The sequence below is a fragment of the Streptomyces sp. NPDC014733 genome (genome assembly GCF_043083385.1).
In the GTDB taxonomy this organism is placed as follows: Bacteria; Actinomycetota; Actinomycetes; order Streptomycetales; family Streptomycetaceae; genus Streptomyces.
Genome location: NZ_JBIBYO010000001.1, coordinates 77,241 through 101,571 on the forward strand (window position 1 = coordinate 77,241; position 24,331 = coordinate 101,571).

Consider the following 24,331-nt stretch of genomic DNA (forward strand, 5'->3'; position numbering starts at 1 on the left):
GCCTTCACCTGCCTTCCGGGACTTACTTCTTGACGCCGATGTTGAGGTAGTCGTACTGCCCGCTGTAGGCCGAGGTCGCCACCATGTTCGTGGCCTTCGGGGAGCGGTAGTTCAGGACCTTGAAGTAGGTGAGCGGGACCATCAGGGCCTGGCTCATCGCCTTCTTGTCGATCTCGGCGTACGCCTTCTCACGCCCGGCCTTGTCCGGGTTGGCGACGGCGGAGTCGAGGAGCTTGTTGATCTCCGGGTCGTCCGTCTCCGAGAGGTTGGTGTTGCCGGACTGGGAGATGGCCTTGCCGTTGAGGATCTGCTGGAGGTAGCCGTAGCCGGTCGGGAAGTCGGCGCCCCACTGCATCATCATCAGACCGACGTTGTTCTTCTTGTTGAAGGACGGCACGCCCGCGTAGTCCGAGAAGTACTTGCTGCTCGGGTACTGCTGGATCTTGGCGTTGACGCCGATCTTCTTCAGCGAGGAGATGACGGAGGTCGCCGCGTCCACCTCCTCCTGCCGGTCACTGCGGGCGAGGATGGTGGTGGAGACGTTCCCGGCACCGCAGGAGGCCCACTTCTTCTTGGCCTCGCCGAGGTCGAGGTTGTCACCCGCGTACTTCTGCGGGTACTGGTCGAACTTCTGGTAGCCGGGGATGTCCGTCGGCAGGACGGTGGAGGCGATGTCGCCGCGGATCGGGCCGCCGAGGGAGGTCTGTACGGCCTTCTTGTCGACGGCGTACTCGATGGCCTGGCGGCATTCGAGCTTGTCGAACGGCTTCACCTTGGTGTTGATCGCCAGGTAGTTGAGCCGCTGGCCGAGGGCGTTGTCGGTGTTGCCCTTCTCCTTGGCGTCGGTCAGCAGCTGCGCCTGGGTCTGCGCGTCGACGCCCTTGCCGGCCATGTCGACCATGGTGTTGCCGGCGAGGAGGTCCTTGTCGATGGTGGACTGCGCCACCTTCAGCTTCAGGACGATCTTCTCCGGCAGCTGCTTGCGCAGCGGGTCCGTCTTGGCCGACCAGTACGGGTTGCGGACGAGGGTGAGCTGCTTGCCCTCCTGGTAGTCCTGGAACTTGTACGAACCGGTGGAGACCACGGCCCTGGTGTAGTCGGCGCCCTTGTCCTTGGCCTGCGGGACCGGCGCCGTCTGCGGGGCGCTGACCAGCTGGTCGAACTCCGCGAACGCCTTCTTCAGGTGGAAGACGATGGTGTGGTCGTCCGGCGTCTCGATGGACTTCAGACCGGCCTTGCTCTTGTCCTTGTACGGACCCTTGTAGCCGTCGCCGTCGTTGTCCTTGAGGAACTGCTGGAAGTAGTTCGGCCCCAGGGACAGCGTGTCGCGGGCGAAGTTGGAGCGCTCGACGGCGTACTTGACGTCCTGCGAGGTGACGGCGGTGCCGTCGTCGAACTTCACGCCCTCGCGGAGCTTGTACGTCCAGGTCTTGCCGCCGTCGGAGGACTTGCCCATCGACTCGGCGAGGTCCGGGACGATCTCGTTGCCCTTGGGGCCGGGGGCCGGCTTGAAGGTCGTGAGGGAACGCGCGTAGAGGCGGCTGAAGTTGTACACGAACGCGTAGTAGGTGTTGCCCGGGTCGAAGGACTCCGGGGCGTCGGCCATCGCGTAGGTGACCGTGCCGCCCTTCGCGTCCGAGGCGTTGACGATGCCCTCGGTGGCGGCGTTCGCCTTGCCGGAGGCGGTGGATCCGGCGCCCCCCGTGCAGCCGGCCAGCAGGCCCGCGCTGGTGATGGCCGCTATCGCCGCGACCGGAACTGACCTTCGCATGTTGGTGGCGCTCCCCTTCAATCGTCGAACACTTCGAGAGATGACTTCGGAAAACTCGGGACGACCGGACGCGGTGCGGCGGGCGGGGGGGCCGGCTCAGCGGCCGCCGCGGGGGTCCAGTGCGTCCCGCAGACCGTCACCGAGCAGGTTGAACGCGAGCACGGTGACGAAAATGGCGAGACCGGGGACGAGCATGTACTGCGGGTCGACCTCGTAGTACTTGACCGCCTGGTTGAGCATGCCGCCCCAGGACGCCTGGGGCGGCTGGATGCCGACGCCCAGGAAGCTCAGGGCCGCCTCGAAGAGGATGTTGGAGGGGATCAGCAGCGTCGAGTAGACGACGATCGGGCCGACGAGGTTGGGCAGCAGTTCGCGGAAGAGGATGAACGGGCCGCGCGCACCCATGCCGCGCGCCGCGTCGACGAACTCCCGCTCCCGCAGCGACAGGGTCTGCGCCCGCACGATCCGGCCCATGTACGGCCAGTTGAAGAAGCCGATGACGAAGATCAGGACGGAGAGGTGGAGCGGCAGTCCGGTGAGGCCGAAAGCGCCGCCCTGGAGCGAGGCGGAAATCGCGATGGCGAACAGCAACAGCGGGAACGCCAGGAAGACATCCATCAGCCGGCTGATCACCGCGTCGACCCGGCCGCGGTAGAAACCGGCGACCACGCCCATGACCGTGCCGATCGCCACGGAGAGCAGGGTGGCGCCGAAGGCGACGATCAGCGAGACCCAGGAGCCCTCCAGCACCCGGGCGAGCAGATCGCGGCCGAACTTCGGGTCCACGCCCAGCGGGTGGGCGCCGCTCATCCCGCCCAGGTCGCCCTTGGGGAGCGTGGTGTTGGGGTCGATCAGCGACTGGTTGGGGCTGTCCGGGTCGAGTCCGAGCAGCGCCTGGAGCGGGCGGGAGAGCGCGGCGACCGCGATCAGCAGGATGACAACGATGGCACCGGCCACCGCGACCTTGTCGCGCCGGAAGCGCAGCAGCGCGATGCGGCCGAGCGAGCGGCCTTCGATCCGCTTGCCCTCCACGCCCTTCAGCACCGCTTCCGGCTGCGTCTGGGCAGCCGCGCCGGTGGTCTCGATCGGTGCGGTCACAGTGCCTTTGACCCCTCTCGGCCGACGGTGGCCGGCCTCACGCCCCGCCGCGCTCGCGGCCTGGTCCCCATCGCCGCCGCACGCCTCGTACGGGTTGCCACGGAACGTTCGCAACACGAAACGCTGCGCATTCACCTGGCAGGTGTCCGGATGGTGTTCGTACACAGGGCCGATGCCCTGCTGCCGGAGTCTTCATCCGATTCGCGATCACTCACCAGCCCCCAAGGTGAATGGATGCGCAACTGTGATCTGGTCCACAAGTCTCCGCTATACGGACGCATCGGGCGTCTGAGCGGAGAATTCGGTGGCGGGAAAATGCCCGTCAATTCGCGGGCGAACAGGACGATTTACGACGCCGTGTCCCTGACGGCGGAGACCCCGGGGCGGCCCGGAGGCCGCGCCGCCGGGGTCAGTAGGGGCGCGGGTAGCCGTACCCGGGGGCGGGCGGCTGCGCCGGGGCGCCGTAGCCCTCGCGGTCGAAGAAGGGGCGGGCGCAGGCCCGCATCCACATGGCGACCGGGTCGTACTCGTCGTGCATCGCGACGGTCGAGACGGGCAGCCCGTCGGGGACCGCGCCCATGGCCTGCTGGGCCATCAACCGGGCGGCCTCCACGCTCTGTTGGCCCGCGTCGTAGAGGTCCAGGCCGAGGGCGAGGTACGGCGCGCCGAGGGCGGGCTGCACCCACGCGCGGCGCAACGACCGTACGGCGGGCGTGCGGTGGGCGTTCTGCGCGAGCAGGGCGTAGAACTGCGGGAGGTCGATGACCGGTTCGGTGATCCGCAGCGGTCCGGCGGGGAGCCGGTCGAGGCCGCCGGCGATCCGGCGCAGATCCAGCCAGGGGATGCCGACGCCGCCGCCGGGGGCGTGCGGATTCAGCCACAGGCCCCACCGGTCGGGGAAGAGGGCCGAGGCGATCTCGACACCGGTGACCAACTCGTGGTCGCGGTTCCAGCCGGAGGCGGCCAGCTCGGGTGCGGAGGTGACACAGGGCGCGTAGCCCAGGCCGTCGACCTCCATGTTCCCGTACTGCGCGTCGGGCATCCCGGCGCGGCCGTGCCAGAGCAGCATCCAGACCTGACCGGCGGCGAGCGCGTGCAGCAGCGCTTCATAGGCGTCGTAGCGGCCGGGTGTGACCTGTCCCAGCATCTGCTCGACCCGGCCTGCCGCCGCTCCCTGATGCGCACCCGCGCTCACGTGGTCCGTCCCTTCTCCGGCGGCCGCGTGGGGTACGTCCGCCCGTCGTCCGTCCAGCTTACGAGTGGTCCCGGGAGTAGAAGGGCCGTACGCGCGCACCCATCCAGTCGGCGACCGGGTCACCCTGGGCGACCTCCAGCAGTACCAACTGGACGGGCCAGGCCACCGGCACCGCGCCGAGCGCGCGCCCCAGGGCCGTGACGGCCACCTCGCGGGTGGCGTCGTCGTAGGGGTCGGCGAGGGTGGTGTCGATCTCGACTCCGACGAAGAGTGCGGGCGTGTCGCCCTCCACACTCGCCAGGGCACGACGGGCAGTTCGGACAATTCCGACGGCGGAGAACTCCAGCCCGGCGGCTGCGAGGAAGTCCACCGGCTCCTCCTGCCAGTCCGGTTCGAAGAGCCGCACCCGGCCGCCGACGGGCGCGGGCGCCCCGGTCCCGGTCTCCCGGCACAGCTCGGCCACCGCGGGCGCGGGCAGCACGGTGCCGACCGTGCCACCGGGGTTGACGGCGATACCGAGCAGCGGCGGCAGCCCGCGGGCGAACTCCTGCGCCGGGGCGACGGTGAAGGACATGTGAGCACCGACGGTCCGCAGGAACTCCTGCTCGGAACTGAACACCGGGACGTACGCCACGTCGTCGATCACGACGGTGGGCAGGTCCAGGCCCCGGCCGCCGGGGCCCGCGGCGTCCGGGCCACCGCCGTTGGGCAGCGGCACCCACACCCGGCTGCGGCCCAGCACCTCCACGATCCGGCCGCCCGCGCCGGGGTGCCCGACCGAGGCCCCGAGGACCTCTTCGAGTTCGTTGGCGGGCCACGCCAGCTGCGGTATTCCCTGCTCGATCCCCTGCTCGATCCCCTGCTCGGGAAAGTTCATGTCCATCCATCCGATTCCGTACCGCGCGCTCCGGCCGACGACACCCTAGGGCGTGTCGCCACACCCGCACCGTCACCCCAAGGAGGTGAACGGGAGTGTGACGACCGACCCTAGACGAGTGACGGGGGCACCGCGCCCGCCGCCCGGGCCGCGGGACCGCCGCCGCCGAAGCGGAGTGCGCGCAACCGGTCCGCCGCGGCGCGGTCCAGCAGCACGGCGGAGGCGAAACCCCGCGGCGGGCGGCCCGCCGCCGCGTCCCCGATCAGCTGCCGGGCGGCCGCGCGGTGCCGGGCGAAGGCGTAGCCGGACACCCCGCGCCCGCGCGAGCGCTGGCCGCACCGGGCCACCTCCGGCGGGACGTCGAGCAGCAGCAGGTGCGGACGGCGCCCGCCGCGGTGCGCGGCGCGGACGATCCAGCGGCGCACCCAGCGCTGCGTCCCGCAGTCGTGCACCACCGCCGCCCGCCCCGAGCGCAGCACCCGGCCCAGCCCGAGGTAGTGCGCCACCCGGACGAGTGGCCGGTAGAGGACGTACGGCACCCGGCGCAGCCGGCCGCGCTCCCAGCGCTCGCGCACGTCCTGGGAGTCGACACGGTGGACGGGCGCACCGCCGCCGTCGGCCGACGGGACGATGCGGTGCATCAGGGTGCTCTTGCCGCCGCCGGGCAGCCCGGAGACGACGACCACCGCGCCCGCGGGGAACCGGAGTTCGGCCGGGAGCTCGGCGGCGGGGCGGGAGCGGAGGTCGGTGACGGCGGGGGCGGCGGGGGGCGGCGTCCCGTCGCGGGCCGGTGCCGGGGCGGCGTCCGGGCGCGGCTCCCGGCGCCGCCCCGGCGTACCGTGCGGCTCCCGGGACGTGCGGGGCGCGGGCACGAGGCCGGGTGGCGCGGCGCCCCCGGTCTCCGGCATGGCCGTGCGCATGGCTTCGCTCTGCACCGTGATCGCCCCTCCCCCTCCGGCGGGGCCGGGCGGCGCCCGTCCCCTGCCCGCACAGTGTCAAGGAAAGGTAATGCGCTTCAAGGCGTGGGGTGTTCCGGTGCCCGCCCCGGATGCGGCACGGGCCGCGCGGAGGCGCTCCGTCCGCCCGGCCCGGCGGGTTCCGGACCGGGGCTCCTACGTGCGGCGTTCCCGTGCAATGATGTCGGCGCCACGTGCACTCCGGTGTTCCGCCGTGCACGGTCAACTGCATACCGGCCGCTTGAATCCGCGCGGGAGAGTCCCCGGCCGCGCGCCGGGGCGCCGAAGGAGCAAGTCCTCCCTTGAATCTCTCAGGCCCCTATACCGCGCGGGCGAGGCAGATCTGAAAAGCGAGCCGCGGCCCGGTCCGGGAGGCGGTTCCACCCAAGGTGCAAACCGGCCCGTTCGCGGGATTCCGGTGAACCTCTCAGGTTCCGATGACAGATGGGGAGACATGCCCTCTCATCCTGTCCGGGAGCCCACCATGACCGATGCCCCCCGCCGCACCGCGCTCGACGCCGTCCACCGCGCGCTGGGCGCGACCATGACCGACTTCGCGGGCTGGGACATGCCGCTGCGCTACGCCAGCGAGCGGGACGAGCACGTCGCCGTCCGCACCCGCGCCGGCCTCTTCGACCTCTCCCACATGGGCGAGATCACCGTCACCGGCCCGCAGGCGGCCGACCTCCTCGACCACGCGCTGGTCGGCAACATCGGCTCCGTGAAGCCGGGCCGCGCCCGCTACACCATGATCTGCCGGGAGGACGGCGGCATCCTCGACGACCTGATCGTCTACCGCCTGGGCGAGACGGAGTACATGGTCGTCGCCAACGCCTCCAACGCACAGACCGTCCTGGACGCGCTGACCGCCCGGGCCGGCGGCTTCGACGCGGCGATCCGCGACGACCGCGACGCCTACGCGCTGCTGGCCGTGCAGGGCCCGGAGTCCCCCGGCATCCTCAAGGCCGTCACCGACGCCGACCTGGACGGGCTGAAGTACTACGCCGGACTGCCCGGCACGGTCGCCGGGGTGCCGGCGCTGATCGCCCGGACGGGATACACCGGCGAGGACGGTTTCGAGCTGTTCGTCCGGCCGGACGACGCGGCCGCGCTCTGGGAGGCGCTGCTGGCGGCGGGCAAGGACGTGGGTCTGGTGCCGTGCGGGCTGTCCTGCCGCGACACGCTGCGCCTGGAGGCGGGCATGCCGCTCTACGGCCACGAGCTGACGACGGCGACCACGCCGTTCGACGCGGGTCTCGGCCGGGTCGTGAAGTTCGAGAAGACGTCCAACGGCGGCGCCTTCGTCGGCCGCGCCGCGCTGGAGGCGGCCGCCGCGCGTGCCGAGGAGCAGCCGCCGCGCAAGCTCGTCGGCCTGATCGCCGAGGGCCGCCGGGTGCCGCGCGCGGGCTACGCGGTGGTCGACGCCGAGGGCACCGTGATCGGCGAGGTGACCTCCGGCGCACCGTCGCCGACCCTGGGCCGGCCGGTGGCGATGGCGTACGTCGACGCCGCGCACGCCGCGCCGGGCACCGAGGGTGTCAAGGTCGACATCCGTGGCAGCCACGAGCCGTACGAGGTCGTGGCGCTGCCCTTCTACAAGCGGGAGAAGTAGCCCGCATCCCCGCGGACGAAGTAGTCCGTAGCGGGACATGTCACCACCGGTGGGACCACCACGCCGGGCCGGTGCGGCCCGGCGGCCGCCGGTGTGTCTCACTGTGCAAGACCCCTTTCACCACCACACCCTCGCGTACAGGAGAATCGACCCATGAGCAACCCCCAGCACCTGCGCTACAGCAAGGAGCACGAGTGGCTGTCGGACGCCGAGGGCGGCGTCTCGACGGTCGGCATCACCGAGCACGCGGCGAACGCGCTCGGCGACGTCGTCTTCGTGGACCTGCCGAAGGTCGGCGACACCATCACCGCGGGCGAGACCTGCGGCGAGCTGGAGTCGACGAAGTCGGTCAGCGATCTCTACGCGCCGGTGAACGGCGAGATCACCGAGGTCAACGAGGGTGTCAGCGACGACCCCTCGCTGGTGAACACCGCCCCGTTCGAGGACGGCTGGCTGTTCAAGGTGAAGGTCACCGCGGTCCCCGGCGACCTGCTCTCCGCGGACGAGTACACCGCCTTCACCGCCGGCTGAGTCCGCCGCTCGGCCGCCGCCCGTACCGGAAGCGCTCCGCGCCCCCCTGACCCTCCAGGAGAAGACCCATGTCGCTTCTCGACAGCTCCCTCCACGAGCTCGACCCCGACGTCGCCGCCGCCGTCGACGCCGAGCTTCACCGTCAGCAGTCCACCCTCGAAATGATCGCCTCGGAGAACTTCGCTCCGGTCGCCGTCATGGAGGCGCAGGGCTCGGTTCTCACCAACAAGTACGCCGAGGGCTACCCCGGCCGCCGCTACTACGGCGGCTGCGAGCACGTCGACGTGGTCGAGCGGATCGCCATCGACCGCATCAAGGAGCTCTTCGGCGCGGAGGCGGCCAACGTCCAGCCGCACTCCGGTGCGCAGGCCAACGCCGCCGCGATGTTCGCGCTGATCAAGCCGGGCGACACCATCCTGGGCCTGAACCTCGCCCACGGTGGTCACCTCACCCACGGCATGAAGATCAACTTCTCCGGCAAGCTCTACAACGTGGTGCCCTACCACGTCGACGAGAAGACCAATCTGGTCGACATGGACGAGGTCGAGCGCCTCGCCCGTGAGCACCGCCCGAAGCTGATCGTCGCGGGCTGGTCCGCCTACCCGCGTCAGCTCGACTTCGCCGCCTTCCGCAAGATCGCGGACGAGGTCGGCGCGTACCTGATGGTCGACATGGCGCACTTCGCCGGTCTGGTCGCCGCGGGTCTGCACCCCAACCCGGTGCCGCACGCCCACGTCGTCACCACGACCACCCACAAGACCCTGGGCGGTCCGCGCGGCGGCGTGATCCTCTCCACCCAGGAGCTGGCCAAGAAGATCAACTCTGCGGTCTTCCCGGGTCAGCAGGGCGGTCCGCTGGAGCACGTCATCGCGGCCAAGGCGGTCTCCTTCAAGGTCGCGGCGTCCCCCGAGTTCAAGGAGCGCCAGCAGCGCACCCTGGACGGCGCCCGCATCCTGGCCGAGCGCCTGGTGCAGCCGGACGTCACCGAGGCCGGCGTCTCGGTCCTGTCCGGCGGCACCGACGTCCACCTCGTCCTGGTGGACCTGCGCCACAGCGAGCTGGACGGCCAGCAGGCCGAGGACCGCCTCCACGAGGTCGGCATCACGGTCAACCGCAACGCCGTTCCGAACGACCCGCGGCCCCCGATGGTCACCTCGGGTCTGCGGATCGGCACCCCGGCGCTGGCCACCCGCGGTTTCGACGCCGACGACTTCCGCGAGGTCGCCGACGTCATCGCCGAGGCGCTGAAGCCGTCGTACGACGTCGAGTCGCTCAAGGCGCGGGTCGCCGCCCTCGCCGCGAAGCACCCGCTCTACCCCTCGCTCTGAGACGGGGCGCGCGGCGCACCGCCGCGCGCCGTGGCCGCCGGGAGCCGCACCACGCGGCGCCCGGCGGCGGTACGGGCCACGAGCCCGGGGCCCCGCGGTCCCGGGCTCGCCGTCTGCCTGCCCGAAGACGCGGAACAATCCGGCGCGAAGCCCATGGAACGGGCGCGGACCCCGGGCGCGTACACCGGCGGCGGGGCCCCACGCCGACCGCTCCGTACGACCGCTCCGTACGGCCGCCCCAAGTGCCCCGGCACCCGCCGTTCCCCGGGCGGACGGCCGCCCGTAGGGCCGTGTGCGACGGCCCGCACCGCGTCCGGGTTACGCTCGTCTGTCGGCACCGATACACCCCGAAAACCGCACCAACCTCCCGATCCCCTCCCCGCCCGCACCGCCCCTCACGAGCAGACAAGGGAGTCCGCCACCGTGGCCATCTCCGTCTTCGACCTCTTCTCCATCGGCATCGGCCCCTCCAGCTCCCACACGGTGGGCCCCATGCGCGCGGCCCGGATGTTCGCCGGCCGCCTCAAGAAGGACGGGCTGCTCGCCCAGACCGTCTCGGTGCGCGCGGAACTGTTCGGCTCGCTCGGCGCCACCGGCCACGGCCACGGCACCCCCAAGGCCGTCCTGCTCGGCCTGGAGGGCCACTCCCCGCGCACCGTCGACGTGGAGAACGCCGACTCCCGTGTCGCCGAGATCCGCGCGAGCGGCCGGCTGCGCCTGCTGGCCGCCGAGATAGGGGACGCCCACGAGATCGCCTTCGACGAGGCGACCCAGCTGATCCTGCACCGCCGCCGCTCCCTGCCGTACCACGCCAACGGCATGACCCTCTTCGCCTACGACGAGCACGGTGCGCCGCTGCTGGAGAAGACGTACTACTCGGTGGGCGGCGGCTTCGTCGTCGACGAGGACGCGGCGGCCGAGGACCGCATCAAGCTCGACGACACCGTCCTGACGCACCCCTTCCGCACCGGCGACGAACTGCTGCGGCTGACGCAGGAGACCGGCCTGTCCATCTCCGCGCTGATGCTGGAGAACGAGAAGGCGTGGCGCACCGAGGAGGAGATCCGCGCCGGGCTGCTGGAGATCTGGCGGGTGATGCAGGCGTGCGTGGAGCGCGGGATGACCCGGGAGGGCATCCTGCCGGGCGGTCTGAAGGTCCGCCGCCGGGCCGCCAACGCCGCCCGCGCGCTGCGCGCCGAGGGCGACGCCCAGGCGCACGCCATGGAGTGGATCACCCTCTACGCGATGGCCGTCAACGAGGAGAACGCGGCCGGCGGCCGGGTGGTGACCGCCCCCACGAACGGCGCGGCCGGGATCATCCCCGCGGTCCTGCACTACTACATGAACTTCGTGCCCGGCGCCGACGAGGACGGCGTGGTCCGCTTCCTGCTCGCCGCCGGTGCGATCGGCATGCTCTTCAAGGAGAACGCTTCCATCTCGGGCGCCGAGGTCGGCTGCCAGGGCGAGGTCGGCTCGGCCTGCTCGATGGCGGCGGGCGGTCTCGCCGAGGTCCTCGGCGCCACCCCGGAGAAGGTGGAGAACGCCGCCGAGATCGGCATGGAGCACAACCTCGGCCTGACCTGCGACCCGATCGGCGGTCTGGTGCAGATCCCGTGCATCGAGCGGAACGGCATGGCGTCCGTCAAGGCCGTCACCGCCGCCCGGATGTCGCTGCGCGGCGACGGCCGCCACCACGTCTCCCTCGACAAGGTCATCAAGACGATGAAGGACACCGGCGCGGACATGTCGGTGAAGTACAAGGAGACCGCGCGCGGCGGTCTCGCGGTGAACATCATCGAGTGCTGAGGGAGTCGGCCCTGCAGCGCGTTCGTCTCCTCCGGCGCGGTCAGGGCCTTCCCTGTCGCTCAGCGGCGCGGATGCGGGGCGGAGCGTCCGCGGTGACGATGAAGAGGCGAGGGCGAAGGCACGCCACGATCCGCGCGGTGGGAGACCCTCGCATCGACCGTAGGCAGGAGGATCTCACGATGGCTTCCACAACGGGTGCGACCCAACCTGCTCACCCCGAGCGCCCGGGCAAGTCGGACGGGGTCTGCAGCGAGTTCACCGTCTTCACCAAGATCAAGCCGGGCCACGCGGATGCGCTGCGTAAGGATCTCGCCAAGATCGCCGGCGCGGAGAACCGTGCTGCGCTGCGCCAGATCGGCACTCTGCACGACGCACGGCACGTGATCTTCGACAACGACACCCAGTTCATGTTCGCCAGCGTCTTCGACGGCTCCTGGGACACCTACATCGACGACTTCGGCAAAACGGTGGTGGGGGAGCACTTCGACACGATCTTCTCGCACAGCGAAGGGTTCCCCGGCGTCAGCGATCCAGGGGTGAAGGACTGGTTCGTCGCCCATCAGGAACCCGCGGGGGTCTTCGTCAGCTCCTATCCGGATCTGACCGTTCAGCAGATCTGGAAGGACCACCGGGTGGACGAGGCGTTCGAGGAGGTACTGGACACCCCTGAGTTCCGGGCCGCGCTGGACAACCCGGCCAACGCGGAGCTGGTGGCCACGCCGGCCTTCCAGAAGCTGTTGCAGGAAGCCTCGGCCTAGAACGCCGGACACAGCCGGCCCTCGGAGCCGACCCACCATCGGTGGACCGCGCCGGTCGGGGTGGGTCGGCCATCGCAGGGCTGCTCGGACAGAGACCGATGTGGAGGCAGAAGCGACCATGGAGACGGCGGCAAGCACCAGCGGGTCCGGCGTGCGCGTCGAGATCGACGACGTCCAGAGCGGGGCCCTGCGACCACGGCCCGTCCCCTACGAGGGGAAATTCATTTTCCTGCGCGTCGACGACCGCCGTGCGGGGCGCGCCCTGCTACGGCGGCTGCTGCCGGTGACCTCGGGCGGTCTGCCCGAGACGGACCCGCGCCAGGATGCCTGGGTCGCCGTGGCGTTCACCTATCAGGGACTTGCGGCCCTGGGGGTCCCGCAGGAGTCGCTGGACAGCTTTCCGCGGGCATTTCGTGAGGGCATGGCCGCCCGGGCGGAGCTGATCGGCGACGTGGGCGAGAGCGCACCGGCCCACTGGGAGGCGCCGTTCGGAACCGGCGATGTCCACATCGCGTTGAGCGCCCTGTCCTCCGATGCGGCGCAGCTGGACAAGGAGCTGGAGCGGGCCCGTGTCGCCTACGAAGACACGCCCGGCGTCCGGGTGATCTGGCAGCAGGACGTCCGCCAGCTCCCGACCGGACGCACCACCTTCGGCTTCCGTGACGGCATCAGCCATCCGAACATCGAGGGCGTCGGACTGCCCGGCTCCAACCCGCAGGAAGCCCCCATCAAGGCCGGCGAGTTCATCCTCGGCTACCCCGACGAAACCGGCAGCCTGCCGCCCGCCCCCAGCCCCGACGTGCTGGGGCGCAACGGGACCTACGCGGCCGTCCGCAAGGTCCACACCAACGTGGCGGCTTGGCGGCAGTACCTGCGCGCGAACAGCTCCAGCGCCGAGGAGGAGGCCCTCCTGGCGGCGAAGATGGTCGGCCGCTGGCCCAGCGGAGCACCGCTCACGCTCTCACCGGACCACGATGATCAGGAGCTGGCGGCCGATCCGCACCGCGTCAACAACTTCCTGTACCGGGAGAACGACGACCAAGGCTTCCGGTGCCCCGCCGGTGCGCACATCCGGCGCACCAACCCCCGTGATTCCACCATCATCGGCGACGCCCGGATGCACCGCCTCATCCGCCGTGGCACCACCTACGGCCCGCCGCTTCCGGAGGGTGTGCTGGAGGACGACGGCGCGGAGCGGGGGCTGGTGGGGGTCTTCCTCGGAGCCCATCTGGAGCGGCAGTTCGAATTCATCAAAGCCGAGTGGGTCAATGACGGAAACTTCATCGGCCACCCGGGCGAGAAGGACCCCTTGGCCGGGCACCACGGCGGAACCGGCAGTGTCACCATCCCGGAGAAGCCGGTCCGCCGGCGCCTGCGGAACCTGCCCGACTTCGTGGTCACCCGCGGCGGCGAGTACTGCTTCGTGCCGGGTCTGCGTGCGCTGCGCTGGCTCGCCGAACTGGAGGACTGACGGCGATTCCCCTCGCCCGAGGGTCCGCCCACGCTCTCCGAGGAGAGGCCGATCCCATGGCAACACCGTTCGTCCGCTACACACCTGACGTCGAAGACGACGACCCGCACTTCGACCGCAACGTACAGACGGTGATCGAGAAGACCGAGAGCTACATCGCCGAGTCGGTCCGTGCCGGTGGCACCGGACGGGCCCTTCGCGACGCCCACGCCAAGGGCTACGGGCTGGTCCGGGGGGAAGTGGAGATCCTGGACGGGCTGCCCTCCGAGTACGCCCAGGGCATCTACGCGACCCCGGGAACCCACGACGCGCTCATCCGTTTCTCCAACGGCTCGCCTCACACCGGAGCAGACGCAAAGCTGGGCGCCGCCGCCGGACTGGCGCTGAAGATGTTCGACATCCCCGGCCCGACCCTGCTGGAGGATGAACCGGACACGGGCACCTTCGACTACGCCAACATCAACGGACCGGTCTTCTTCTGCAACACGATCGAGCACTACCTCTTCATCCAGGAGTTGTTCCTGAACGCGCCGGACTACTTCTCCCAGGGCCGGTCCGGCGCACATCGTTTCTTCACCGACTTCGTGACCGGAAAGGGAACGCTGGACCAGGAGAACTGGGCGTGGGACGAGTTCCTGGCGTTCCTGCGCCTGTCGAAGACCGCTCCGGTGAACCTGCTGCTGTCGAGCTACTGGACGATGGGTGCGGTCCGGCACGGGGACTACATCGCCAAGGTGCGTATCACCCCCGATCCGTCCGCCGCCGCCGCGGTGATCCGGCGCGACATCGACCCGGCCTCCGCGCCGGAGGTCTTCCGGCCGGCGCTCGAAGCCGAACTGCGGGAGCGGCCCTACACCTTCGACATCCAGGTCCAGCTCTGCGCCGACCTGGAGCGCATGCCGGTGGAGGACACCACCGTGGAGTGGCCCGAACAGCTCTCGCCGTCCGTCACCGTGGCCAAGCTGAGGCTGCCGCAGCAGGACATCTCCGGTCCGGAGAACCTGATGAAGATGGACGCGCTGTCCTTCACGCCCTGGCGGGTCACCGCCGAACACGCCCCCCTGGGCAACATCATGCGGGCCCGCAAGGAGGTCTACCGGCACTCCTCCATGGAACGCCACAGGCTCAACGACCAGCCGCGCACGGAGCCCCGCAGCGCCGACGAGGTGCTTGGCCCGCCCCGGTGAAGCCGTCCGGCGCCGCGGTGAGCACCCGCCCTGCTCAAGCGGCGTCCGGCACCCGCGGCCCCCGGAACGAGGACCGGAAGACGCGGCTGCTCACGACCAGCACCCAGGCAGGAAAGATCAGTTCGGACCACGGGACGCTGGTGACGACGAAGAGCAGCACCAGCGCCACGAGAAGCCCGAACCAGCCGAGCCAGCGGGGGAAGAGCCCCAGGCCGCGCCCGATCGTCGTGGTGGACAAGGTGAACACCGCCGCCATACGCATCCCGTAACTCAGCAGCAGCGTGAAGGTGAAGTGCCGCCCCACCTCCCAGCCCTCGGGCGTTGCGGCCTGTTGCGAGACGCCGGCCGGCCCCACCAAGCCCTCGGCCGAGGCCCCGAGCGCGAACAGCATCGCCACGAACAGCAGCCCACTGCCCAGGAAGAGCGTGGCGAAGAACCTGTCCTCCCGCGCACCGACGTAATCGCGTACCGCGCCCATGAACCACAGGAAGAAGACGCCGCCGAAAGGCACCAGGGCAAGCGCCGTCCGCAGAGCGTCACGGCGCGACGGATCAGCCACCGCGGCCGCCGCACCGTTCGCCTGGTCGGGGAGCGCGAGACGGACCAGCACGATGACCGCGGCCAGCAGCAGCGCGAACACGCACCCCGCCACACCCGCCGCCCTTGGCGTCCGCAACACCCGCGCCGGATCTCCACTCTCCACCTGCATGAGCCGCCTCCCAGCACGCGACCGCTCCGGGGCCGTCGGCCCACCATCGTGCCGCGCAAGGACGCGATCGGGTGTTCAGGCACATCCCCGGCGCAAACGACCACTCCCACGGGCCAAGCGGATCACCCGCACATCGCCGAGCCGTGTCCACGTACGCCGCGGGCCGGGCGGACCCGGCACCGTCACGGCTCGCGCCCCGCCGCTCCCCTCCGGAAACCTCCCCCCGAACCGGATTCCCGTATCACATCCCCCCTGGTCAAAGCGCTCATCCGAGGCCCGACACGCCGCTACAATGAGTGCCGCTCCGGACGCGCAGTGCGTACGGGCCCGAGCTTCGACGGGGAAGGGGAGGCGGCGTGACCACGCTCGACCTCAGCAGCCATCCGGGGCCGCTGGCCAGGCGGTTCCAGCAGGCCCACACCCTGCTGTGGACGACCATGGTCTCCGAGGAGGTCACCTCCCCGCAGTTCGCGGTCCTCAACTCCCTGGTCGGCGAGGACGGACTGGACCAGCGCACGGTCGGCGAGCGGGTCGGCCTGGACCGCTCCACCATCGCCGAGGTGATCCGCCGGCTGGTGGTGCGCGGGATGGTCGACAAGATCCGCGATCCCCGGGACGGCCGCCGCGCGGCGCTGCGCGCCACCGACGAGGGCGTGCGCGTCCACAAGAAGCTCGCGGTGCGCACCGCGCGGATGAACCAGCTCTTCCTCTCCCCGCTGGCGCCGTCCGAGCAGACCCTCTTCGTGGAGCTGCTGCACCGCGTCTCGGACGCCGCCGAACAACTGCGCCACCCCACGCAGCCCACCGGCTGATCCCCGGTCACGTCTTCGACTCCCCCGCCCCAACCGCCGCACGCCATAGGGGTTTTCACCCTCCGCGTCAACCGGCCGTCACCGTGCGGAACTTCTCGGTAGCGATCTGGCGTCCTCCTCGGTGAACGTGCTGAACTGCTGGAACGCAGTGGACGGTTCGAAGAAGCAGGTCGCAACGGCGGGAGGCCGCTCATGCTGCACGGTGTCGATGTCAGCTCGTACAACACGTCGTTCTCGACCGACGGGCTGGACTTCGTGATCATCAAGGCCACCGAGGGCCGCTCGTACATCAACCCCCACCAGTCGGCGCAGGCGGCGAAGGCCCGTAAGGCCGGGTGTGTGGTCGGTTTCTACCACTTCCTGTGGCCGGGGAACATCGCGGCGCAGGCGCGGTACTTCGTCGAGAAGTGCGCATCGATCGGCGGTGACATCCTCGCCGTCGACTGGGAGACCACCGGCAGCGGCACCTACGCGAGCAATGCGCAGAAGGACCAGTTCATCAGAGAGGTGAAGAAGCTCCGCCCCACGCACCGGGTGATGCTCTACTGCAACCGCAGCTTCTGGCTGAACCACGACACCACCTCGTACGCCGGTGACGGTCTGTGGATCGCCGACTACGTTCAGGCCGGACATCCGCGGATCAAGGCGAAGTGGCGGATCCACCAGTACACCGACCGGCCGCTCGACAAGGACGTCGCGGACTTCGCGAGCAAGGCCGCCCTCAAGAAGTGGGCGCACCCGGCATAAGGTTTCCGGAGGCCGGTCGTTCCCCGGCCGACGGATTCCGACAGTACGAGGAGCAGCCGTGAGTGACCCGGCGTCCATGGCCCAGCAGGAGATCGCCCGGGATCTCCAGGTGAGCGCGTCCTTCGACGCCGGGCACGAGATCGAGCGCCGGGTCGCGTTCCTCACGGAGCGGCTGACCGCCACGGGCCTGCGCTCCCTGGTGCTCGGCATCAGCGGCGGCGTGGACTCCACGGCCGCCGGCCGGCTGTGCCAGCTGGCGGTGGAGCGCGCCCGCGAGGCGGGCCACGACGCGACGTTCTTCGCGATGCGGCTGCCGTACGGCGTCCAGGCCGACGAGAAGGACGCACAGCGGGCGCTGGACTTCATCAAGCCGGACCGGCTGCTGACGGTGGACGTCCGGCCGGCGAGCGATGCCGCGCTGGCGTCGGCGGTCGCCGGCGGGCTGGAGTTCCGCGACGCCGCCCACCAGGACTTCGTCCAGGGCAACATCAAGGCCCGGCAGCGCATGATCGCGCAGTACGCGGTGGCGGGTGCCCAGGACGGTCTGGTCGTGGGCACCGACCACGCCGCCGAGGCGGTCTCCGGCTTCTTCACCAAGTTCGGTGACGGCGCCGCCGACGTCGTCCCGCTGACCGGTCTGACCAAGCGGCGGGTGCGCGCGGTCGCCGCGGCCCTGGGCGCCCCGGAGGAGCTGGTCGTGAAGGTGCCGACGGCGGATCTGGAGACGCTGGACCCGGGCAAGCCGGACGAGGTCGCCCTGGGCGTGACGTACGACCAGATCGACGACTTCCTGGAGGGCCGGCCGATGGACGACGTCGTGCGCGAGGCCATCGTCCGCCGCTACCGCTTCACCGCCCACAAGCGGGAGCTGCCGCTCGCGCCGTGACGGACGGCACCTGAGGCGTAGGGCCCGCCGGAGGACATCCGGCGGGCCCTACGCCCCCCCCGCACGGCCCGGGCACGGTGTGACGGAGCTGTCATGCGCCGGTAAGGCGACAGCAAGCTTCCGGGGGCTAAGACGTCGGCCGCGGCGGGCAGGGATGCGGCCATGGGAGACCACGAAGCACGCGCGGAAGATCCACTGTCAGTGGGGGCGCCTACGCTCCGGGGCATGGGTTACGCACAGCTGCGCGAACTCCGCACCGCGCTGACCACCGCCTCCGACATCGCCTCGTCCCTGCGGGCCACGCCGACCCGGCGGGACGCCGACCAGCTCGTCGACGCACTCCGCCGGGCGCTCACCGCCGCCGGTTCGCTCGGCGAGGCCACCGGCCCGACCGGCTGCGCGCTCCATCCGCACGGTGCGGTCGATCCTCTCCACGGCGACCCGGAGGACCCGCTGCCGCCCGGGTACGGCAAATGTCTGCTCTGCAACGACCGCCGCAGACGCGCCGACGCCCCGATCCGGCTGCGCCACCGCCGCCCGCAGCCGGGGCGGCGGCGCAGCGCGTAGCGCGGGGCGTCACTCCGCGACGCCCTCCCGTTCCTTCCCCGGCTCCTCCGCCGGCTTCCGCCGCGGCTCCTTCTCCGGGCGCAGCGCGATCCGGCCGAGGACCGCGGCGACGACGAGGGCGCCCAGCGCGATCAGGACGTAGTCCGGCACGGCGTTGCCGATCGACGCCACCCACTCCTCGATGCGGAACTCCGACTCCGCGTCGAGGACGCCGGGCAGGGCGCTGGTCCCGTTGTAGCGGAGGAAGAGCACGCCGATGGCGATGAAGAAGAGGCCGGACAGGAGCGAGGTGGTGTGCAGCCGCAGCCTGCCCAGGCGCAGCTCCCGGCCGCGCAGCCAGCCGCGGCTGCCCAGCCGGAAGCGGTCCCAGAGCAGGGCGAGGACGAACAGCGGCAGCGCCATGCCCAGCGCGTAGACGGCGAGCATCGACGCGCCGTAGACCGGGGAGCCGCTGACCGCGGTGACGGTGAGGACGGCGCCGAGGATCGGCCCGGCGCAGAACCCGGCCAGCCCGTAGACACAGCCCAGCAGGAAGGTGGAGACGGCCGAGCGGGGGGTGATCCGGGCGGCCGCGGCCTGGGCGCGGCGGGAGGCGAAGCCGAGGCCGAGGATCTGCGCGAGCCCCATGGCGATCACCACCCAGCCGCCGACGGTGATCAGCAGATCGCGGTGGCCGTTGAAGAGCCGGCTGGCGGCGGTGGAGGCGACGCCGAGCGGCACCAGCGTGGTGGCGAGCCCCAGGTAGAAGACGCCGGTGCGGGCGAGCAGCCGCCCCGGGTGGGAGAGCGAGTACGCGAAGAACGCCGGCAGCAGCAGCGCGCTGCACGGGCTGACGAGTGCGAGGGCGCCGCCGAGGAACGCCGCGAGATACCCGATGTCGGTCACTTGCCGGCCCCCTCGGCCGGCTTCTTCCCGGCCGCCTTCGCCGCGGTCTCGATCGCGTCGGCGAAGACGGCGGTGGGCTGGGCGCCGGACACCGGGCGGCCGTTGACCAGGAAGGACGGCGTGGACTGCACGCCCAGTTCGTACCCCTCCTCCTGGTCCTTCTTCAGGGCGTCGCGGGCGGCGTCGCTGTCCAGGTCGGCGCGGAACTTCTCGATGTCGGGGACCCCGGCGGTGCGGGCCATGGCGACAAGCTTGTCCTCGGCGAGCGCGTCGCCCTTACGGGTCTTGGCGTACAGCTCGTCGTGCAGCTGCCAGAAGCGGCCCTGGCGTCCGGCGGCCCAGGAGGCGCGGGCGGCGCGTTCGGAGTCGGCGCCGTAGAGGGTGAAGTTGCGGAACTCGATGCGCAGCGTCCCGGCGTCGACGTACTTCTTGATCAGCTCGGGCTGGGTCTCGCGGGTGAAGCGGCCGCAGAACGAGCACTGGTAGTCGGCGTATTCGACGAGGACCACCGGGGCGTCCTTCTTGCCGATGGCCAGCGCGTCACCGGCCTCGCGGCGGCTGGTGCGCTCGGCGAGCTTGTCGTAGACGCGCTGCTGCTCCGGATCCTCCCCGGCTGCCTGGGCGGCGCCCTGCGGTTCGTTGGGGGCGCGGCCGTCCTCGACGGCCCGTCCGGCGGCGATGCCGATGGCGACGACGGCGATGAGCAGCGCGATGATCGCGCCGACCGCGGCGAGCTTGCGGCGGGTTGAGCTGAGGGTGGTGGACACAGTTTCTCCAGTCGTACCGGGGTGGCGGAAGGGCCGGACGGCGGCGGGCCGGTCCGGACACGGGCACACGGGGGCACGGCGGCGCTCCCGTGGGGCGCCGCTAAATCCGCAGTACGGGCAGGAGCGTGGCGGGGTCGGCGGGCCCCGCGGGGCCGGTGCCGGGACGCGCCGGGACGGGCCGGCCGAGGGGCGCGGCGGCGGTGGTGACCGCTGCCGCGACGCTGGGAGCGAGCGGTTCCCCGCGGTGCGGGGCGGGCAGCGGCGCGGATTCGTCGGGCCCCGGCGCATGCCGTCCCGAACAGCGCCGGGGGACGTCCACGAGGTCGGTCCGCGCGGTGAGGCGGTGGGCGCGGTCGGAGGCGGCGGCGCCGGGCCGGAGGTCCGCGTCCGCCGGGGGTGCGGCGTCGCGCGGGGCGGGGGCGGCCGGTGCGTCGGCGGCCCGCCAGGCGGCGGTGGCGGCGGTCGGCGCGGCCCGCCACGACTGGTCGCCGCCGGTGCGGCAGAGCAGCGGGCCGAAGGTCACGGCGAGGAGGAGCAGCCAGATCACGGCCGCCGGTCGGCGGGTGGCGGTCATGGCCCTCCTTCCTCCTCCCGGTGCGCGCGGGGCCCGGCGCGCACCGCCGTCGCGGTCGGCCCGCGCGGCGGCGTGCGATCACCGTCCGCGGACGGCCCCATCCTACGGACCGCGGCGGCGCCTCCCGAGCACGGACCGCCATCCGGAGGAGACACGGCGCCGCCCGGACGGCGCGGCGGAACCGGGCCCGCCGCGAGCGGTACGGCATCCGGCGGAGAGCGGTGCGCGGGGCTGCGGCGCCGGAGGGAGACACCGCCACAATGCCGCATATTTATCGGGGTAACCGGTAAACAAACCGTCGTTTACAAGGTCGGTGGCATACCTCACCTGGGATCCCCCAGGACTTCCTCCACCACTGCCCCGCATTGTCCGCAATGTACTTTTGGCATCGGAGGCCGGACCTGTCATAGTCGTTCGCGACGACCCCCATTGACCCGGGCCAGGTCGTTCCACCCCCCGCGGACACACCCCTTCCGTCCGCCGAGGGGCGACACTGGGGCCTCACCCGCACAACCCTGCGGGAGGCCCCAGTCGCGTATCCGGGGGCGGGGCGCCGCGGGTCAGCGGTCGCCGGTGCGCATCTCGAACCAGGTGGTCTTGCCGCGCGGCAGCAGATCGACGCCCCAGCGGTCGGAGAGCGTGTCGACGAGGAAGAGACCCCGGCCGCTGACGTCCAGCTCACGGACCGGCATCAGACACGGCAGCCCGCGCGAGGGGTCGCGCACCTCGATCCGGATCCAGCCGCGCCGCCGCAGCATCCGCAGCCCGAACCGCCGCGCCCCGGTGTGCCGCACGGCGTTGCCGACCAGCTCCGACACCAGCAGGACGGCGTTCTCGGTGAGCTGCGGGGGCAGGCCCCACTGTTCGTGGAGGACCCGGTGCGTCAGGCGGCGGGCGGCACCGGCGGATTCCGGCCGCGAGGGGAACGGGACCTCGTCCACGGAAGGGTCGCCGAGCAGATCGAGCACCAGGGGCCCCGGGGCGCCCGGCGCCGGTCCGCCGCTCTCCGCTGCGCCGGGGACCCCCCGGCAGGTGGCAGCCGTACCGCACAGCGGCTGCGACTGCTCCGACTCCTCCAGGCCCGCCATGCCCCCATCATCGCCGTTGCGCCACCGCCACGGGACCGGAACCGGCGGAAACCCCTCCCGCCAGACGCCGGGTTCCGGTCACCACGGAGGCCGCTCCGGCGGCGTTCATGACACCGCTGTCACCTGTCTGAGCTGCGACGCGACCACGCCGGGCGGCGCCCGCCGGAGCGGCGGCGCGGGGCGGTCCCGCACGGGGCCGGATCGGCGCGATTCCCCCGCACGGGGCACGGTACGCCGAACGTTCGCCCGCCCCGCCAACCCCCGCATCAGCGGCGGAACTTGGCCTTCCCCGGGCCGTCCTCGACAAAGCTGCGCATACCGATCTCACGGTCCTCGGTCGCGAACAGCCCGGCGAACAGGGAGCGTTCGATCGCCAGGCCGGTTTCGAGGTCCGTCTCCAGACCGGCGTCGACGGCCTCCTTGGCGGCGCGCAGGGCGAGCGCCGGGCCCTTCGCCAGCTGCGCCGCCCAGGCGTGCGCCGCCCCGAAGACCTCGTCCGCCGGAACCACCCGGTCGACCAGGCCGATGGCCAACGCCTCGTCGGCCCGGACATGGCGCCCGGTGAAGATCAGGTCCTTGGCCTTGGACGGACCGACCAGCCGCGCCAGCCGCTGGGTGCCGCCGGCACCCGGGATGAGGCCGAGCAGGATCTCCGGCTGGCCGAACTTGGCGTTCTCCGCGGCGATCCGGAAATCCGCGCAGAGCGCCAGCTCGCAGCCGCCGCCCAGGGCGTAGCCGGTGACCGCGGCGACCACCGGCTTGGGGATGCGCGCGATGGCGCTGAACGAATCCTGCAGCGCCTTGGACCGCACCACCATCGCGGCGTGGTCCATCTGCTGCATCTCCTTGATGTCCGCCCCGGCGGCGAACACCTTCTCGCTGCCGCGCACCACGACCGCGCGGACGTCGTCCCGGCGGGTGGCCTCCTCGCCCAGCTCGCGCAGCCGGTCCTGGGTGGCGATGTCCAGCGCGTTCATCGGCGGGCGGTCGAGCCGGATGGTCCCGACGCCGTCGGCGATCTCGAAGTTCACAGTCATACCGCGAAGGTTAGCCTTCGTTAACGCCGCTGGGTACGGGACACCGGCGTGCCCCGTACCACCCCGGACCGGGTGCCGCCGGGTCAGCGGCGGCCGGCCTTCCACTCCTTCCAGGAGAGGTTCCAGTCGCTGAAGCCGTTGTCCGGCCGGATCGTCTCGTCGTGGGAATTCTTGACGACGACCACGTCACCGACGAGGGAGTTGCGGAAGAACCAGGCGGCGGGGGTGGCCGGATCGCCGCCGCCACGCTGGTCGAAGAGGCCGACGCAGCCGTGGCTGGCGTTGCGGCTGCCGAAGGCGCCCCGGCCCGACCAGTAGTTGCCGTGGATGAAGGTGCCGGACGTGCTCAGCCGCATGGCGTGCGGGACGTCCTCGATGTCGTACTGGCCGTCGAAACCGACGGTCGCGCCGTTCATACGCGTCACCCGGAGCTTCTCGCTGATCACCATCCGGCCGTTGTACGTCTCGGTGCCCGGCGCCCCGGCGGAGATCGGAATGGTCTTGATCTTCTTGCCGTCGCGGACCACGGTCATCTTCTTGGACCGGGCGTCGACGGTGCTGACCTGGCTGCGTCCGACGGTGAACGACACCTTCCGGGACTGCGTCCCGTAGACGCCGGGGCGGCCCTCGACGCCGTCGAGGTCGAGCCGGAGGGTGACCTCGGTGCCGGGCGCCCAGTACTTCTCGGGGCGGAAGTCCAGCCGGTCGTTGCCGAACCAGTGGCCTTCGACGGGGACGGCGGGCTCCGCGGTGACCCGGACGGCCTTCTCCACGGCGGCGGGGTCGGTGATGCCGCGGCTGAAGCGCAGCGAGACCGGCATCCCGACGCCGACCCGCTGACCGCCCTCCGGCGTGTACGTGGCGGTGAAGGTCGCCTCGGGCCTGAGCGTGGTGAACCGGGCGTGGCGGGTGACCTCGCGGCCCTCCGCGTCGGCGGCCTCGGCCTCCACGGTGTACGTGGTCGCCGTCCCGAGGTGCCCGATGGGCTGCCAGCCCGTGCCGCCGCCGGATATCCGGCCCGGCACCTCCTTCCCCTCGGCGTCCTTGACCTTGACGGAGCGGAGCTTGCCCCAACGGGCCGTCACCGCGAGGGCGCCGCTGGTGGCGACGGAGTCCGCGCCGTCCCGGGGAGCGATCGTCACGACGGCCTTCGACGGGCCGTGCGCGGCGCGCGCCCGGTCGGCCGCGCCCTTCGCGTCCGCGCCGTCCCCGCAGCCCGCGGCGAGCAGGACGGAGCCGAGCGCCAGGGCGACGGCGGCGCCGCTCCGTGCCCGCCGTCCCCGCGGACGTATCGACCGACGTATCGGCTCTCCGGATATCGCCTGATGCATCCCTGGCCCCTCTTCCCCTCGCCCCGCGCGCACTCCCCCGCGCGCGGAACACCGCCACTCGACGCGGCGCCGCCCGCCGGGCGGCCGCACCTTCCGTGTAGATAACCACATGGGTGTGACAGCGGGTTGCCCGGCGGGGGGCTGTTCGGGGCGCGCTCCACGGCGCCCTCGTGGCGGACGGACGACGGGAAAGCGGGACGGGAGGGGGCAGAGGGGCGGGCGCCAACTCCGCAGGACGGTAGGGAGGTTGACGGACCGGACGGGCCAGGAGGCTCCGGACGGCCGGGGCGGCTCAGGACGCTCCGGGCCGCCCCGCATCGGCCGCCGGTCCCGTGGGC

23 protein-coding genes and 1 riboswitch are annotated in these 24,331 nt (G+C 71.7%); of the genes, 11 read left to right on the forward strand and 12 right to left on the reverse strand.

All coding sequences use genetic code 11. The annotated features are described in order from the left end of the window. Positions 1 to 22 precede the first annotated feature (22 nt). The 5 genes from ACF1BH_RS00320 to ACF1BH_RS00340 form a co-directional block, all read right to left on the reverse strand. Positions 23 to 1,771 (reverse strand): ABC transporter substrate-binding protein, encoded by a 1,749-nt coding sequence (locus tag ACF1BH_RS00320; protein ID WP_391640151.1) that lies wholly within the window; start codon positions 1,769 to 1,771, stop codon positions 23 to 25. 96 nt (positions 1,772 to 1,867) lie between these two features. Next, a complete protein-coding gene (locus tag ACF1BH_RS00325) occupies positions 1,868 to 2,869 on the reverse strand; it encodes an ABC transporter permease (RefSeq protein WP_391640152.1) in 1,002 nt (333 codons plus the stop codon). A 409-nt stretch (positions 2,870 to 3,278) separates the two neighbouring features. Continuing rightward, positions 3,279 to 4,064, reverse strand: a complete 786-nt coding sequence (locus ACF1BH_RS00330; protein ID WP_391640153.1) for an enhanced serine sensitivity protein SseB C-terminal domain-containing protein — start codon at positions 4,062 to 4,064, stop codon at positions 3,279 to 3,281. 58 nt (positions 4,065 to 4,122) lie between these two features. Beyond that, complete coding sequence (locus tag ACF1BH_RS00335) at positions 4,123 to 4,941, reverse strand: enhanced serine sensitivity protein SseB (RefSeq protein WP_391640154.1); 819 nt, start codon at positions 4,939 to 4,941, stop codon at positions 4,123 to 4,125. 110 nt (positions 4,942 to 5,051) lie between these two features. Further along, positions 5,052 to 5,876, reverse strand: coding sequence for an AAA family ATPase (locus ACF1BH_RS00340; RefSeq protein ID WP_391640155.1), 825 nt, complete (start codon positions 5,874 to 5,876; stop codon positions 5,052 to 5,054). 263 nt (positions 5,877 to 6,139) lie between these two features. After that, positions 6,140 to 6,234, forward strand: a riboswitch (glycine riboswitch). Between the two features lie 147 nt (positions 6,235 to 6,381). Between ACF1BH_RS00340 and gcvT the strand changes: the two genes are divergently transcribed. From gcvT to ACF1BH_RS00375, 7 genes are all read left to right on the forward strand, one after another. Continuing rightward, entirely contained in the window at positions 6,382 to 7,509 is a 1,128-nt protein-coding gene (gene gcvT, locus ACF1BH_RS00345; protein WP_391640156.1) for a glycine cleavage system aminomethyltransferase GcvT, read from the forward strand. Positions 7,510 to 7,662: 153 nt separating this feature from the next. Then, positions 7,663 to 8,040: a glycine cleavage system protein GcvH gene (gene gcvH / locus ACF1BH_RS00350; RefSeq protein WP_391640157.1), complete on the forward strand. Its 378-nt coding sequence runs from the start codon at positions 7,663 to 7,665 to the stop codon at positions 8,038 to 8,040. Between the two features lie 68 nt (positions 8,041 to 8,108). Then, complete coding sequence (gene glyA / locus ACF1BH_RS00355; RefSeq protein WP_391640158.1) at positions 8,109 to 9,368, forward strand: serine hydroxymethyltransferase; 1,260 nt, start codon at positions 8,109 to 8,111, stop codon at positions 9,366 to 9,368. 423 nt (positions 9,369 to 9,791) lie between these two features. Beyond that, on the forward strand, positions 9,792 to 11,174 hold the full coding sequence (locus ACF1BH_RS00360; RefSeq protein ID WP_391640159.1) for an L-serine ammonia-lyase: 1,383 nt from the start codon (positions 9,792 to 9,794) through the stop codon (positions 11,172 to 11,174). 179 nt (positions 11,175 to 11,353) lie between these two features. Next, complete coding sequence (locus tag ACF1BH_RS00365; RefSeq protein ID WP_391640160.1) at positions 11,354 to 11,932, forward strand: hypothetical protein; 579 nt, start codon at positions 11,354 to 11,356, stop codon at positions 11,930 to 11,932. A gap of 118 nt (positions 11,933 to 12,050) precedes the next feature. After that, entirely contained in the window at positions 12,051 to 13,403 is a 1,353-nt protein-coding gene (locus ACF1BH_RS00370) for a Dyp-type peroxidase (RefSeq protein ID WP_391640161.1), read from the forward strand. A gap of 56 nt (positions 13,404 to 13,459) precedes the next feature. Beyond that, the gene (locus ACF1BH_RS00375) at positions 13,460 to 14,590 is read left to right on the forward strand and encodes a catalase family protein (protein ID WP_391640162.1); all 1,131 of its coding nucleotides are present in this window, start codon (positions 13,460 to 13,462) and stop codon (positions 14,588 to 14,590) included. Positions 14,591 to 14,624: 34 nt separating this feature from the next. Here ACF1BH_RS00375 and ACF1BH_RS00380 read toward each other — a convergent pair whose 3' ends face one another. Continuing rightward, positions 14,625 to 15,299 (reverse strand): hypothetical protein, encoded by a 675-nt coding sequence (locus ACF1BH_RS00380; RefSeq protein ID WP_391640163.1) that lies wholly within the window; start codon positions 15,297 to 15,299, stop codon positions 14,625 to 14,627. 356 nt (positions 15,300 to 15,655) lie between these two features. On the opposite strand from ACF1BH_RS00380, the gene ACF1BH_RS00385 reads away from it, so the two are divergent. The 4 genes from ACF1BH_RS00385 (at position 15,656) to ACF1BH_RS00400 (ending at position 18,311) form a co-directional block, all read left to right on the forward strand. Beyond that, positions 15,656 to 16,111, forward strand: coding sequence for a MarR family winged helix-turn-helix transcriptional regulator (locus ACF1BH_RS00385; RefSeq protein WP_391640164.1), 456 nt, complete (start codon positions 15,656 to 15,658; stop codon positions 16,109 to 16,111). Between the two features lie 192 nt (positions 16,112 to 16,303). Next, entirely contained in the window at positions 16,304 to 16,858 is a 555-nt protein-coding gene (locus ACF1BH_RS00390) for a GH25 family lysozyme (protein ID WP_391640165.1), read from the forward strand. A 58-nt stretch (positions 16,859 to 16,916) separates the two neighbouring features. Then, on the forward strand, positions 16,917 to 17,744 hold the full coding sequence (gene nadE / locus ACF1BH_RS00395) for an ammonia-dependent NAD(+) synthetase (protein WP_391640166.1): 828 nt from the start codon (positions 16,917 to 16,919) through the stop codon (positions 17,742 to 17,744). A gap of 225 nt (positions 17,745 to 17,969) precedes the next feature. After that, on the forward strand, positions 17,970 to 18,311 hold the full coding sequence (locus ACF1BH_RS00400) for a hypothetical protein (protein ID WP_391640167.1): 342 nt from the start codon (positions 17,970 to 17,972) through the stop codon (positions 18,309 to 18,311). A 9-nt stretch (positions 18,312 to 18,320) separates the two neighbouring features. Here ACF1BH_RS00400 and ACF1BH_RS00405 read toward each other — a convergent pair whose 3' ends face one another. From ACF1BH_RS00405 to ACF1BH_RS00430, 6 genes are all read right to left on the reverse strand, one after another. Beyond that, positions 18,321 to 19,196 (reverse strand): cytochrome c biogenesis CcdA family protein, encoded by an 876-nt coding sequence (locus ACF1BH_RS00405; RefSeq protein WP_391640168.1) that lies wholly within the window; start codon positions 19,194 to 19,196, stop codon positions 18,321 to 18,323. Then, positions 19,193 to 19,963, reverse strand: coding sequence for a DsbA family protein (locus ACF1BH_RS00410; protein ID WP_391640169.1), 771 nt, complete (start codon positions 19,961 to 19,963; stop codon positions 19,193 to 19,195). Before ACF1BH_RS00410 ends, ACF1BH_RS00405 begins: the two co-directional genes overlap by 4 nt. Positions 19,964 to 20,063: 100 nt before the next feature. Further along, the gene (locus ACF1BH_RS00415) at positions 20,064 to 20,537 is read right to left on the reverse strand and encodes a hypothetical protein (RefSeq protein WP_391640170.1); all 474 of its coding nucleotides are present in this window, start codon (positions 20,535 to 20,537) and stop codon (positions 20,064 to 20,066) included. Between the two features lie 560 nt (positions 20,538 to 21,097). Next, entirely contained in the window at positions 21,098 to 21,625 is a 528-nt protein-coding gene (locus ACF1BH_RS00420; protein WP_391640171.1) for an ATP-binding protein, read from the reverse strand. A gap of 266 nt (positions 21,626 to 21,891) precedes the next feature. Next, positions 21,892 to 22,662, reverse strand: a complete 771-nt coding sequence (locus ACF1BH_RS00425) for an enoyl-CoA hydratase/isomerase family protein (protein WP_391640172.1) — start codon at positions 22,660 to 22,662, stop codon at positions 21,892 to 21,894. A gap of 83 nt (positions 22,663 to 22,745) precedes the next feature. Next, complete coding sequence (locus ACF1BH_RS00430; RefSeq protein WP_391640173.1) at positions 22,746 to 23,993, reverse strand: Ig-like domain-containing protein; 1,248 nt, start codon at positions 23,991 to 23,993, stop codon at positions 22,746 to 22,748. Positions 23,994 to 24,331: the final 338 nt, after the last annotated feature.